Origin of the sequence: Bacillus zhangzhouensis (assembly GCF_000715205.1) — a bacterium.
Classification (GTDB): Bacteria; Bacillota; Bacilli; order Bacillales; family Bacillaceae; genus Bacillus; species Bacillus zhangzhouensis.
The window spans coordinates 1-744 of record NZ_JOTP01000080.1; the positions used below are offsets into that span (position 1 = coordinate 1).

At 41.8% G+C, this 744-nt stretch carries 1 protein-coding gene; it reads right to left on the bottom strand.

Features of this window, described 5'->3' with window-relative positions; all coding sequences use genetic code 11:
* Positions 1-392: 392 nt before the first annotated feature.
* A partial coding sequence (locus tag BA70_RS19860; protein WP_239646723.1) for an HNH endonuclease occupies positions 393-744 on the bottom strand: 352 nt, incomplete at its 5' end.

Genomic DNA, 744 nt, shown 5'->3' on the forward strand with positions numbered 1-744 from the left:
CCTTCCGAATTTTCATTTAGGGAATTTCTCGCGATGTTGAGGGAGACGCGGTCTACAGCAAATCCTTTCTAGGGATTTAACCCTGGGGGGTGCCTTCAACTTCAATGCGAAGCTGATTCATGTCTCTTTCTAAATCTGCTCGTATTGAATCTATTTTCTTTTGGTGTTGATCAAGTAGGCTTTTGTTCCTCGTCATTCGAATAGCATTATATAGCTTACTGATCCTGCTTTGCTGCTTTCTGATTTCCGCGTTTGTATAGTAAGATGTGTACTCAGCTTTACACCTCGGACAAACTAGAAGATGTTGTTTAATCCCTTCGCCAATCTTTCTAATCCTAGAACAACTTTTAATAATGAATGTTGTTCCACATTGATCACACACGCATGTTTGATTATCCATTCCCAAACCCTCCATCTTCTTTAGCGGTCTTCCTACTGTGACAGGACACACACAATGGCTGCCAATTAGAAGAATCCCAAAATAGTTTTTTATCTCCCTTATGCGGTTTGATATGGTCCACTACTGTAGCAGCAATCCGTTTGCCTTGTAGCATGCAAGACTGACACAAAGGATGCTTTGCTAGATAACCTTCACGCGATTTACGCCATCGACTATTATACCCACGGCGTGACGATGACTCACGGAACAGATCATATAAAGCTTTTGATGTCTTATGCTGCTCACAATATCCTTTTCGGGTTAGTTGAGGACATCCGGGTTCATTACAAGGTTTCAACGGTTTC